We start from the raw sequence: 13,502 nt of genomic DNA, 5'->3' as shown, positions 1-13,502 counted from the left end.
TAATTCAAAAAGATAATTTTCACTTAAAACTGTTTTAGCAGCTTGTACTTGTTCGGAATTTCCCATGATATGTTCTTGTTGTTGTTGTTCATTGCAACTTTTAACACTAACAACTAAATTAGGCAGAAAACGCTATTTTCATTTTTCATTTTTTCTTTAAAAAAGGGTTGCGTCAATAATTTGTAAATATTTTTATGAAATCCTTGTTCGCCTAGGATCAGCATTGTGTGCACCTAATGGATATAAAGGACATAACTGACTTAATTCTTTAGGAAAAGCAACTCTCATCAAATCTTGATTAACTTCTTGTAAATTATTTGCTGTTTGAGTTTGGTTATTTGTTGGTGTTTTGGCATATTTTTTATATAAATAAACTCCTAAACACAAAGAAACAACACAAAATAATAGTAGTGTAACTAAAAATAATTTTTTCTTTTTCATCTAAAGTTGTTTTAAATTATCGTTCATATTCTTTAAGGCCTTCCCTTTTTCTTTTATTTTATAAATATTTTTTGAAATTTAAATAGTATTTTTTTAATTGATAAAAAATGTTATAAATTTTATAAATTTTTAAAAAGTTATTCTTAATGATAAATATTTATTTTAACTTCATACAGCTTTAATTTGGCATGATTAAAGATTAATTATTACCAAATTCAAGATAAAGAATTAAGTTGTCTATCTAGATTTTTCATAGAATCAGTGAGCAAATTGTCATTTTGATCCAAAGTTTGCTTATACAATAACATTTGAATTATTATTTTCCATATTAATTTATGATTGATTAATTTTTTTAATTTCATTATAACAATAATCTAAAACATCTTTTGTTGCTTTTGTTTTATTGCCATCCCTTTGTTGTAAATAGTGATTATTTGGGAATTTGTGAAACATTTTTTCAATTTCTCTTTTAGCTTGAAACGCATCATCTACATAATTCTTTGAAACGCCATCCTTTTGAAATAAAAGTACTTCAGCAGCACGCCCGCTAAGATTAATAATAACTTCATCTAAATAATCTTTTTCTTTCATAATGCTATCATCTAGTCGATAATAAGAAATTCCACCATCAGCATTATAATTAATCAAAGTTTGGGCAGAAACTGAATTAATAATTCTGCCTACACTCAAAGCAACAACTGTATGTCCTACTTCGTGTACTGCTGTTTTGAGCATTTTTTAATCAATTTGGTTATAATCAAGATTATTAAAATCTAAATTTTTAGAAAAGTTAGGTTGTGTGTGTTCTTCAGATTTTTTAACATTATATTGAAGTTTGTCTGTTAATATTAAAAACCCAAAAACGCTACTTTCTATTAGAATTAAAACCAACAAAATTCCTAACCATACACATACATTTCTTTCCTTTTTCAATATTTTAATTTTCATAGTTAATTTGTCTTATTTTCTTTGAAATTAGGTTTATTTGTCAAGATTATTTTTTATAAATTTCAATATTTTTTCTTTCTATTTATTTCTTTTTTAAAAAATGTTAAAATAAAATGAGCTAATTGCAATTGCAAAACTAAAAACTAAAAAAAGATAATGTTAAAATAAAATAATTGTTGTTTTCTTCATGGTAAATTTTTTACATCCTTTTTGCTCCTCTTTTAAAAATTAGCAGCAGTGATTAAAAAAACTGCTATTAATGTCATTTTATCAAAAAAAAACGATAAAATTTACTCACTAATCCTTATATTCTGATAGTTTTCTTGCAATTTTATAAATAAAAAAAGAGACTTTAAAAAAGCCTATTTTTGGGATTTAGATTTATTTTGGCAAAATATTTTAATTATTCAATAATTTTAATTCTAAGTTGATAAAAAAAACAAAAACAAATCGATAAAATTAACAAAAAAATAAATTAAAATTATTTATCCAATTCTTAATTTAGCAACCAACATATGATTATCTTTAATAATTCTTTCTATATCTATTTGTTGTAAAAGTTTCTTTTGGTCTATTTCTTGGGCAATAATATCTAATAAATCTTTATTATTTGCAACAATATTATAAGCTTGTTGAAATAATTTATTCAAATCTACTTTATTTAATTGATTATTTTCCATTAAAAGTTTTTCTATAAATTGAAAATCATCATCAATTCCTGAAAATATTTTTTCTTTTGGAATTTTGCCTTGATTAGCTAAATACTGTTGCGCAGCTACACCTCCAAAAGCTTGTAAAACTAATCTTTGCCAACCTTGATTTAATTTTGGATGCCTAACAACTGTTTGTCCAAAAAAAAACATCGAATCAGCGGTCAAATCAGTAGTTGTTTCTTGAATATAAATTTTGGCAACCGAACATAATGCAAAAGGAAATTGCAAAACTATTAAGGCATGTCCTGCTTCATGATAAGCTGTTAGTTGACTAGGAGTAAGGGGTGTTGGTGTTTGCATCATAGAAAAATGCAAAATATGAGAAAAATCAGGTTTTAGGATTTGTCCATTAGCACACCAAATTTCTTTAATAGTTTGTATATTGTCTTGTGTTGGCATATAATATTTAAAAATAGATCCACTTGGTAAAATCACTTGTGTAAGCAAACAAGAGTCTAAAAAACCTTCAATAATTATGCCATTTGGTTGGATTTCTCTTAAAAATTTTTTTTCTTCTTGGAAAATAGAACAATTAAACTTTTTATTTTGGTGCTCTTTGGCTTGTATGGCAATTTGCATCACTTTATTATCGCGGTGTTCTTTGCCTTCTTTCATTAACTGAGTTTCCAAAAGTTCAGGCATTAAAGGAATATATTTTTCATCCGTATAAATATTATAATGAGGTTTTGCAGAAGATAAATGGTGTTTTTTTAATGACATATTGATAGAAGGTTTTGTAAAACAAGCCCCTACAGGAACAACATCACAAATAATATGGGTTGGGTTAGTATTTAAATCAATTGACAATTTTTTTGGCAAATCTATAAATTCTTTTATCCCAATTATTACAAAAATAATAATAGCAATTTTTGTCCAAAATAATTTTGGGATTTTAGAAATCATATTTAGTTTTTTATCTCCTTAAAATTAAAAAAGTTAAATTAAAATTTAACATAAAAAAATAACATAATAAAGTGATTAATATTATTTGAAATAATAAAGTTTTTTGGATGATATAAAATAAAATCATATAGCAAATAATAAATAATGTGCTTTATTAATGGATGATAAATTTTATACTTGATAATTAGTTATCAAAATAATATACTACAAATAAACAAATATTAAAATTCTACATCATATATTATTATATTTTATAATATGGATTTAAGAATTATAAATTTGAATGCATTTGGGTGATTTATATATTTAATAAAACCACTTTCAAAAAATTTTATAACTAATTCCATCCTTAAAAATTTATTATTTTGTTTCATCCAATCCCAAATCACAACAACTGCCAAAAATTAACTAAAACGGATACAAAAAAATAACAATTTTTTTCAAAATTCACCCAATTCCACCCAAATAATTCCCAAAATAACGGTTTTTGGTTCTAAATTCCCAAAATAATGCATTTTTTTTAACATTTATTATTAGCTTTTATTTTTTGTTTTGTTATAATTTAATCAGGCTTATAAAAAATAATTGATCATCAAAAGAAAGATGACTAGAATAAACGAACTAAAAAATAATTTAATTTTGCAAAATTGACCCAAGATAATACTTTATAACTTTGGTTGTGGCACTTTTCTGATTTATTTTTAGTAGTTATAAAAACAATATAACTAATTTATTAAACTTGCAAATGCAAAACAAAAAGTCAAGAGCAAGAAGGCAAAAAAAACATAAAAATGACTTTGCACACAAACAAGACTAACAAACCACATAAACCACATAACTCAAAACCCCAACCAAACTCCCCCAACTAAAAATTATCTTACTCAATTAGCATCCTTATTATTTTGAATTCCTTTATTCCATTTAATTTTATCCACCATTATAGCCTTGCAAATATTTTTTATATATCAGTTAACAAAATACTAAAATATAAAATTTAGTCAAAGGAAACAACTTTATATGAATAAAAAAGAAGAAATTTTGCAAATCAGTCGTCTTGATAAAGATGCTGTTGTCAAACATCTAAACACCGATGCTTGCGGACTTACTGACAAACAAGCCCAAGAAAGACAAACTCTCTACGGTAAAAATATTATCAAACAAGGCGAATCTTTTCCTTTTTGGCAACAATTCATCAAACAATTCACCTCGATAATGGCTATTTTATTATGGATAGCAGCATTAATGATTTTTGTAATTAATCCCAAAGAAGCAGCCATCGGTATTTCTATTATTTTAGTTATCATTGTAAATGGCTTATTTTCTTTTTCCCAAGAATACAAAGCTGATAAAATGTTGTCTTCCTTAGGTAAAATGATTCCTAAAAAAGTTCAAGTTTACCGCAACAAAAAAATAGAATTAATGGATGTTATTGAACTTACCATTGGAGATGTCATCTTTTTAGAAACAGGAACCCAAGTTCCAGTAGATGCACGTATTATTCAATCTAATAGCTTTTTTGTTGACAACTCAATGTTATCAGGCGAAACCATTCCTTTAAACCGTACTGAAATGCCAAACCTCGAAGATAATCATTCCATTGCTGAAATGCCTAATTTAGTTTATGCAGGTACTACAGTTACTCAAGGTAGTTGTTTTGCAGTTGTTTATGCTATTGGAAATAACACCCAAATTGGAGAAGTTTCAAGCATTGCTCAAAGCATTGAAAAAGGCAAAAGCCTTCTAGACCAAGAAATGCACCATATTGTTAAAAAAGTAAGTATTATTGCTTCTTGTGCAGCTTTATTTGTCTTTATGATTTGTTTTTTCAAAGCAGAAAAATATAATATAGATTCTTTTAGAGCAGCAATTGTTTGTGCAGTTGGTATGTTAGTTGCAAACATTCCTGAAGGCTTACTTCCTACCGTTAATCTAAGTTTAGCAGTTGGTTCTCAAAGAATGGCTAAACAAAACGCTTTAGTTAAAAAAATCTCTTCCCTAGAAACCCTCAGTTCTACTACTGTTATTTGTACTGATAAAACAGGAACTCTAACTCAAAACCAACTTACAGTAAGAAAAATTGTAACTCCTGATGGCACTATCAAATTAAAAGGTTCTGGCTATAACGACGAACAAACATTTAGTGTTTGCCCAAACAATACTGCCTCCAAAAAAGGAATTGAAAAATTCTTAATTGCATCAGTTCTATGCTCTGAGGCTAAATTAGTTCCTACGCCAACTAAACCCCACCAATTTGAATTAATCGGTAATCCTACTGAAGGAGCTTTATTAATTGCTGCTAAAAAATACGGTTACAACATTGAAGAAGTAAAAAACAACTTAGAAATCATCCAATTAAACCCATTTACTTCAGAACGTAAAAAAATGAGTGTCTTAGTTAAAAACAACCAAGAACCTGCATATGACACCAATTCACAATATCTCTTTATTAAAGGAGCTCCTAATATTGTCCTTGAACAATGTCAAATGCAATACAAAGGTTCTCAAGTAAGTCCTTTTAGCCCTCATGAAAAAGAATCTTTCCTTAAACAAAACGACCAATTTGCAAGCCAAGGATACCGCGTTCTTGCTCTTGCTTACAAAAAAATTGAACAAAATCCTCCCCTAGAAGAAGATATGGTTTTCTTAGGTTTTGCAGTTAATTACGACCCACCAAGAGAAGAAGTTAAAGAAGCAGTTAAAAACTTAACTCAAGCAGGACTAAAAATTACTATTATTACAGGAGATTACAGTCTTACTGCTGCTGCCATTGGTAAACAAGTAGGAATCATCCAAGACAAGTTCGTTGGTTTAGACGGTTGTGACCTTGACAAAATGTCTTTAGAACAATTACAAGAAGTCCTCAAAAGCCCTCATCCAGTTGTCTTTTCGCGCACTACTCCCAAACATAAATTAAAAATTGTTCAAGCATACCGCAAAAATGGAGAAGTAGTAGGAGTTACTGGCGACGGAGTTAATGACATTTTAGCCCTTAAAGCAGCTCACATAGGAATTGCTATGGGAAAAGCAGGCACTGATGTTGCTCGTAATGCTGCTGATATGATTTTATTAGATGATAATTTTGCAACTATTTCCAAAGCTGTTTTAGAAGGACGTTGTATTTATGAAAACATCAAAAAATTCATGACTTATGTCTTTGCTTCTAATATCCCTCAAATCTTTCCTTTCATCGCTATTGCTTTTTTAGGAGTTACAGAACCTTACTTATATGTTTTACAAATTTTAGCAATTGATCTTTTAACTGACTTAATTCCTGCTATTGCTCTAGGAGCTGAAGAAACTGACCCAAGTTTATTAGTCCAAAAACCACGTACTAAAAACGACCATCTAATGGACGCTAAAGTATTAAAACGTAGTTATGGCTTTTTAGGAATAGTTGAAGGTTTAATGTCTTTAGCATTTTTTTGTGCAGTTTACAATTTTAATACAAAAGACAACTTCTTCCTAGCTTCTACTATGGCATTTGGAGTTGTTATCTTTGCTCAAGTAGGAAACGCATTTGCTTGTCGTTCTAACAAACTTTACTTTTGGCAAACTATAAAAAAACCTAATAAAATATTGTACTATGGTATTATAATTGAAGTATTATTCTTTGTATTAATTACTAAATTTAGTTCTTTAAGTGATATATTCCATACTAAGGATATTAATATATCTCATTATTTATGTTTATTATTATGTCCTTTAGTTATGTTATTATTTGATACTATCTGGAAAAAAGTATTTGTATTTAAGAACCAAAAACAATCAAAAATAAACTAATACTTACAATGAAATAATTTATAAAAGACCTCTTTTTTAGAGGTCTTTTTTTTGTTTATTAATATAATTATTAAGTCTCCTAAACTCATAAAACTACTTTTTTAACTATTATTGAGCGTTCTTTACGCAAAAAAAAGAGTAAAATAAAAGTAAGGGAAATGTTTTTTGTTCCCTATAAAAATAAAAGGAAATGATAAAGGAGACAAAAAATATGCAACAACCACAAAAAGACAATAAAAACTTTATTGTACTTACAATATCATTTACAGTATTAATGTTAGGATTAATTTTAGGTGTTTGTTGGGTTTTAAAATCTAAACAAGAACAAACAAAAGAAGAAACATTTAAACCGCCCACACAAACTTACAAACTCTCAACCAACTAAAACCCAAACTCCACAAGGAAAACTAATCAAAAAAACAAGAATATAAATCCAATGGCACAAAATCTGATTATTGTACCTACGAATACAACTACCAATGATTATTTTCATAATTGAAGCATTTCATAATAACCTCTTATAAATAAGAGGTTATTTCTTTTAATAATATTAATCATATATATAATAAAAACAAGTTAAGTAATTAACTTGTTTTTATTATATCTTAATTTAATTTTATATAACGTTTTTCTTTGGGTTTAACTTCTTTTTTAGGAACACTTAATTTTAATAAACCTTGTTCCAAAGAACCTTTAATATCTTCTAAAAGAAAATCATCACCTAAATAAAAACTACGTCTCAAAAATCCTTGAAATCTTTCTTTACGTATAAAATTAGCTTCTTTAATTTCATTTTTTTTAGAATTTTTAGCCTCAACTACTAAATAACCTTCTTCCAAAGCAACTTTAACATCTTCTTTTTGAAAACCTGGTAATTCAATAGTAATAAGGTATTGATTATCTTGTTCTTGAATATCAGTTTTCATAATATTGTTGTTGTTAGTTAAAGAATTTGTTTTAAAATCTTCAAATAAATTTTCTAATAAATCTTGATTTTGATTAATTAAACTAAATAGCATTTTTATCACTCCTTTTTTCTTCTTTCTAACTTAAAAAATGAAAAAACGATTTTCTATAATTTGTTCATTTGAACTTAAAGCGATTTTAGATGAAAATATAAATCTTTACTATCTTTTTTGATAATCTCTTATATTTATTTTATTTTTTATAATATGTATAAAACATTTAATCCTTTAAGCTCAATTTTATTTTAACAAAAATTTTTGGCACTGTCAATACATTATTGCTATTTTTTTTACAAACTAATAAATAAATTTTAGGGTAAAATAATAATGAAGGGTGTTTTAAATTTGAAATAAATCCCAAAAGAAAAAAAATACTTTTATTTATATTTTATTTAACATCGCTCATAATTAGAAAAGAGTTTTATGAAAAGAATTAATTTTTATCGTAAATTTATCTTATTTTTTAACATATCTATTCTTTTTTGGCTAAGTTTTATTCAATTACAAAATTACTCTTATACTATTCAATTTATGAATAATTCCTTATATTTTGATAAACTACATGAAAATAAACAAACTAAAACTATTAAACAAACTATTAAAGCTTTGGAACAAGAAAAAGACATTTTAAAAGAAAACATTAAAAAAGATATTAAGGAAGAACAAATTAAAAATACTAATCAAATACAAACCAACAAAGACCAAATTTGGCAAATACATACAAATGATAAAACTGCTTTGGGAATTATTTTTTATAGTTTCAAAATCACAAACAATAATGACAATGAAAATGAAAAAACAACATCAATTAACAATTCAGAAAAAAAAATATATTTTGCTCTTACTCCTAAAAATATCATACAACCAAACAGCATTATAAAATTATCAAATCCCCAAGGAGAAGAATGGGGCACTATTCAAAATCAAGTATTAACTCAATATAATATTTTTACTCCCTTATTAAAAGATTTTGATATTATCACTTTTAAATCTCACAAACAATATATAATTACTCCTTTACAAAGACAAAACAAATATCACCAAGGACAGCCAATTCATTCTTTTTCTACAACTATACCACAAGCAATTGCCTTTCAACAAAGTCATATAAGTGAAGATATTGAAGTTAACAATGAATTAGATGAAATATTTATTGCTATTTCTAGTCGTTGTAATTCCAACAATAAACAAACTATGTTTTGGACTGAAAAAGGCAATTTAATTGGTTTTTTAATAACTCCTGAAATAAAAAAAGAAAAAGGAATTAAATATATTAAAGTGATTCCTTCCATAAATTTTAATAAACCTATAATAAATGACGAACCTCCAATAATAAAACTTATCAATGCAATTATCAACCCCAATAATATAAATAATATAGTAGATAAAGATACAGAAACAAAGACAAAGACAAAGGAAAAAGAACCGCCCAACAACCAAATACTAAAAGACATCAATTTAATTACTTTATTTATCAATACTGGTTATAGCCTAGGAACAGGAATAATTGTTTACAAAGAACAAATAAATAACCACACCATATATTATGCACTAACTAATCGTCATGTAATTGAAAGTTTTTATCATACATCAAATCACCAAAAACAAATAACAATCAAAAACAATCAAGGATTAAACAAGCAAGCAAAACTATATGCTTTTATTAATAACAATCGTGAATACGACGATATAGCTATCATAACTTTTACTATTCCTAACTCCGATACTACTAAAAAATTAGATGAAGTTCTTGCCAAATACATTAATTTTGATAAAGATATACAAATACCTATACATCAAGGAGAACAAGTTTGGGTATTAGGTTGCCAAAAAGGCTTACAAACTAACCAATTTCAAAAACCAACAAAACTAAAATGGGAACAATGGTATTTTGACCTAATGCCTCACCAAAGACCTCAATTTAGACAAAATTTATTTAAAACAGGAGTTATTGCTTTTCTCAATGAAAAAGAAATTAACTCTGATATGACCTTAGATTCAGGCAATAGCGGAGGACCTCTTTTTAATGCTGAAGGAAAATTAATAGGCATAAATAGGAGTTATCATAAAATTTTGCGTATTTCTCAATCAATTAACATTAACTACATCAAACAACAATTCTATACTTTACTCAAATTCAAAAAAGAAAACATAGCAAATAACAACCCAAATAATATTGCATTCCAAACGACTAACACTAATACAAATCATATTGCAAACGAACTTAACATCTTACAAAATGAAAAACTAAACGAAAAAAAAAACCACATCCAAACCAACATCTTTTTAGAAGACCTCCATACTTATATAAAAGAACAACCCGAACAAAAAATAATTTTTCAAAATAAAGACAACCAAGAAACTCTACTTACAATAAATTGTCATGGTTTGGAAACAATACAATTAGTTAATTTTGATACTCACAAATACAAGCAATTAGAAATTAGTTTAGCAAACACTAATCAATTTAGTATCTCTTTACAAATTCAAATTTTTGATTATAACAATAAAAAAAGTTATGAAGAAATAATTCAAATACCTAAAATTGACATAGATAAAATGTTTTTATCATTTACTAAACAAACTTTTTCTTATAACAACATTTTAGAAAACCAAAAAAAGATTTTAGAAACTAATATCAAATTGGCAAAAACCACCTTCCAAAGCCCCAAAAAACCAAATACTTTTTATAATCTTTTTGATAACAAAGAACAAATAATTAAAGAAGATATGTTAAAAACTATAGTTTTATGCCAAGATTATTACAATTCCCAAAATATCAACTTAGGAGTTATCATTGACAAAAAAACTGTAAATAATTCCGATAATACTTTTATATATACTGTCATTTTACAAAAAAATAGAACAAACCTAGACACTTCTTATCTCTTAGATGCTTTTCAAAATATTTGTAATGAAAATGTTAAAATAACTATCCAAACACCTTTTGGCTTACAAGATGAAAAAGGAAAATACAAAACCATAGCCACCTACAATAATCCTTTTAGCTACATAACTTTTGAATCTAGAACAAATTATCCTGTTTGTACCTTTGTTCCTGATAAAAAACTTTTATTAGGAGAAAAAATATATTTAATTAGTAATCATAATAACATCTCTGATAAAGCCTTAGCGCCTCATATTTTTCAAAGCCATTTAGCATTACTAGATAACCCAAACAGCCAAGCAATTACAATAGATAGTACTTTTTTAGAAAATTATTTTAACTTAGAAGAAAGCCTTTATTATAATAATTGGTTTGCCTTTGATTCTCAAGGAAATCTAATTAATATTTGCTCTCAACAAGATATTTATCATCTACACAAAAGTCAATTTCCTTTTATTACATTTCCCAAAAATAATATTTTCCCAAATAAAATACTAAACATTACTAATGCAAAAATAGCAATATTTTTAATATGGACTTTTATTTGCATTATAGTTTTTGTAATAATATATATCAAAAGTTTTAAAGATAAATACAGTATTGCATATAAATTACAATATTTTTTGTCTTTTTAGAACTAAATAAAAAAAAGAGACTTAAAAAGTCTCTTTTTATCTTAATATCTTGTTTTTAGTATATTGATTTATTTTCCCACACTTCAACTTAACTTAAATTAGCATCTTTCAATAAAGTTTTAGTATATTGATGTTGAGGAAAGACAAAAATATCTTTAACATTTGCCATTTCTACTACATTACCATGATACATTACAGCACATCTATCACAAAAATACTTAACTATGGATAAATCATGAGAAATAAAGACAATAGTAAGTTTTAATTTTTCTTTCAATTCATTTAAAAGATTAAGAATTTGTGCCTGAATGAAAACATCCAAATCAGAAACAGGTTCATCAGCAATAATTAAAGTAGGTTTTACAATTAAGGCTCTAGCAATTACAATTCTTTGTTTTTGTCCTCCTGAAAATTCATGAGGATAACGCGCCAAATCACTTTCTTGCAATCCTACTAATTTAATCATTTCCAAAACTTGTACTTTTCTTTTATTTTTATCTTTAATTCCTTGACAAATCAAACCTTCTTCTACTAAATCTCTTACAATCATTCTTGGATTAAGAGCTCGATCAGGATCTTGAAATATCATTTGAATCTCTTTTAATTTTTGTTTATCTTTAAGATTTTGGGGATTTTTTAAAACCTTGTTGAACTAAATATGTTTTTTTATCCATACTACCACTAAATAAAACTGTTCCTGCAGTAGCATGAATAATACCTGCCATAATGCGTCCTAAAGTAATTTTGCCTGAACCTGATTGTCCTACTAATCCAAAACATTCACCTTTATAAATAGTTAGAGAAACATCTTTTAATCCTTGAAATTTATTAGGAAAAATTTTAGAAACATTACTAACGTCCAAAATAACTTTATTGTTTTTAATTACAATATCCTCCTTTCTTTTGCAAATCCAAAATTAAATCAGGGACTTCAATTCGGGGAGCAAACTTGTGTAATAACCAACCACTTGCATAATGAGTAGCAGAGATTTTAAACATGGGAGGTTCTTTTTCAAAATCAATTTTTAAAGCATAAGGATTACGAGGAGCAAAAGCATCCCCCAAAATAGGAGCAGTAAGCAGATGAGGATTTCTTTGAATACTTTTTAACTTGTTGCCTTTCTTGGCAAAAACAGGCATAGATTGCAAAAAAGCCCAAGTATAGGGATGTTTACTATTATAAAAACTTCATGAGTAGTCCCATATTCAAAAATCCTACCAGCATAAATAACAGCTATTCTATCAGCTACATATTTAACTACTTCTAAATCATGAGTAATAAAAATAATGGAAAACTTTTTTTCTTGTTGTAATTTTTTAATCAAATACAAAATCTTTTTTTGCACACTTAAATCCAAAGCTGTAGTAGGTTCATCACAAATTAAAATTTTGGCTTCATTAGCTAGAGCAATAGCAATTACAATTCTTTGACACATCCCACCTGAAAGTTGATGAGGATATTGATTGAAACACTTCATAGGTTCGGGAATTCATACTTCTTCCATCAATTTTAATACTTGATTTTTGCGTTGTTGATGAGTGCTTTTAGTCTTTTTTAATTGTAGGATTTCATAGATTTGTTTACCAACTTTAATTAAAGGATTAAGACTTGAAAGAGGATTTTGAAAAATAATAGAAATCTCATTTCCTCTAATTTTATTAAATTATTTATCTTTCATTTGGGCTAAATCTAGGTCTTTATAAAGGATAGAACCTTTTTGTATTAAAGCATTATCAGGTAAAAGTCCCATTAAAGCTTTAGAAATAACACTTTTACCACTCCCCGATTCTCCTACTAACCCCAAAATTTCGCCTTCACCAAGAGACAAATTAATCCCTCTTAGTGCATAGATTAAATGTTTTTTAACAAGAAAATTAAGATTTAGATCACATATTTTAAGTATTTCTTTTTTCAAAAATAACTCCTTTATATATTTGTTTAATTTGTATATAAATATATTTTAGTTGGGGGATTGATTGTTTATTAGATGTTTTTTGGTTGTTTATTTAGATGTTTTTTGGTTGTTTATTTAGATAAAAGATATAAGGATTCAGTATAAATTGTAGTTAAAGTAAGTAATTGATCAATTGTAAAGAATTCATCCACTTGATGAGCTAATTTTTTTAAGTCAATAAAGGCAGGTACAAAAGGAACTAAATTAGGATCGCATTTTGAATAAGAACCACCTCCTATACACATAGGCTTAGAAGTAAAATAAAGAGTATGTTT

At 26.6% G+C, this 13,502-nt stretch carries 11 protein-coding genes and 1 pseudogene; 3 read left to right on the top strand and 9 right to left on the bottom strand.

The annotated features are described in order from the left end of the window. Nucleotides 1–192: 192 nt before the first annotated feature. From EXT02_RS00205 to EXT02_RS00190, 4 genes are all read right to left on the bottom strand, one after another. Entirely contained in the window at nucleotides 193–441 is a 249-nt protein-coding gene (locus EXT02_RS00205; RefSeq protein WP_130427304.1) for a hypothetical protein, read from the bottom strand. 333 nt (nucleotides 442–774) lie between these two features. Then, nucleotides 775–1,176, bottom strand: a complete 402-nt coding sequence (locus EXT02_RS00200; protein ID WP_130427302.1) for a hypothetical protein — start codon at nucleotides 1,174–1,176, stop codon at nucleotides 775–777. 3 nt (nucleotides 1,177–1,179) lie between these two features. Next, the gene (locus EXT02_RS00195) at nucleotides 1,180–1,389 is read right to left on the bottom strand and encodes a hypothetical protein (RefSeq protein WP_130427300.1); all 210 of its coding nucleotides are present in this window, start codon (nucleotides 1,387–1,389) and stop codon (nucleotides 1,180–1,182) included. A 485-nt stretch (nucleotides 1,390–1,874) separates the two neighbouring features. Then, entirely contained in the window at nucleotides 1,875–3,005 is a 1,131-nt protein-coding gene (locus EXT02_RS00190) for a hypothetical protein (protein ID WP_130427298.1), read from the bottom strand. A 1,017-nt stretch (nucleotides 3,006–4,022) separates the two neighbouring features. On the opposite strand from EXT02_RS00190, the gene EXT02_RS00185 reads away from it, so the two are divergent. Both EXT02_RS00185 and EXT02_RS02880 read left to right on the top strand, forming a co-directional pair. Continuing rightward, a complete protein-coding gene (locus EXT02_RS00185; protein WP_130427296.1) occupies nucleotides 4,023–6,785 on the top strand; it encodes a cation-translocating P-type ATPase in 2,763 nt (920 codons plus the stop codon). Nucleotides 6,786–6,996: 211 nt separating this feature from the next. Beyond that, nucleotides 6,997–7,170, top strand: a complete 174-nt coding sequence (locus tag EXT02_RS02880) for a hypothetical protein (RefSeq protein ID WP_165383227.1) — start codon at nucleotides 6,997–6,999, stop codon at nucleotides 7,168–7,170. A gap of 220 nt (nucleotides 7,171–7,390) precedes the next feature. Here the strand turns inward: EXT02_RS02880 and EXT02_RS00180 are convergent, their stop codons facing one another. Beyond that, nucleotides 7,391–7,804 carry an Hsp20/alpha crystallin family protein gene (locus tag EXT02_RS00180; RefSeq protein ID WP_069028016.1) on the bottom strand — a complete coding sequence of 138 codons (414 nt, stop codon included), beginning with the start codon at nucleotides 7,802–7,804 and terminating at the stop codon, nucleotides 7,391–7,393. A gap of 477 nt (nucleotides 7,805–8,281) precedes the next feature. Here EXT02_RS00180 and EXT02_RS00175 point away from each other — a divergent pair, with 477 nt between their 5' ends. Then, on the top strand, nucleotides 8,282–11,272 hold the full coding sequence (locus EXT02_RS00175; RefSeq protein WP_240682816.1) for a S1 family peptidase: 2,991 nt from the start codon (nucleotides 8,282–8,284) through the stop codon (nucleotides 11,270–11,272). Between the two features lie 88 nt (nucleotides 11,273–11,360). On the opposite strand, the gene EXT02_RS03095 is transcribed toward EXT02_RS00175, so the two are convergent. The 4 genes and pseudogenes from EXT02_RS03095 to EXT02_RS02980 all read right to left on the bottom strand — a co-directional run bounded on the left by EXT02_RS03095 (nucleotide 11,361) and on the right by EXT02_RS02980 (nucleotide 13,472). Then, a complete protein-coding gene (locus EXT02_RS03095) occupies nucleotides 11,361–11,861 on the bottom strand; it encodes an ATP-binding cassette domain-containing protein (protein WP_276318972.1) in 501 nt (166 codons plus the stop codon). Nucleotides 11,862–11,889: 28 nt separating this feature from the next. Further along, complete coding sequence (locus tag EXT02_RS03090; protein WP_165383226.1) at nucleotides 11,890–12,135, bottom strand: ATP-binding cassette domain-containing protein; 246 nt, start codon at nucleotides 12,133–12,135, stop codon at nucleotides 11,890–11,892. 16 nt (nucleotides 12,136–12,151) lie between these two features. Next, nucleotides 12,152–13,188 (bottom strand): annotated as a pseudogene (locus EXT02_RS03175) (ABC transporter ATP-binding protein). A gap of 110 nt (nucleotides 13,189–13,298) precedes the next feature. Then, the gene (locus EXT02_RS02980; protein WP_240682812.1) at nucleotides 13,299–13,472 is read right to left on the bottom strand and encodes a hypothetical protein; all 174 of its coding nucleotides are present in this window, start codon (nucleotides 13,470–13,472) and stop codon (nucleotides 13,299–13,301) included. Nucleotides 13,473–13,502: the final 30 nt, after the last annotated feature.

This window comes from 'Catharanthus roseus' aster yellows phytoplasma (genome assembly GCF_004214875.1).
GTDB lineage: Bacteria > Bacillota_I > Bacilli_A > Acholeplasmatales > Acholeplasmataceae > Phytoplasma > Phytoplasma asteris.
The sequence above is the reverse complement of the archived record's forward strand: the minus strand, read 5'-3'. Positions and strand labels throughout refer to the sequence as shown.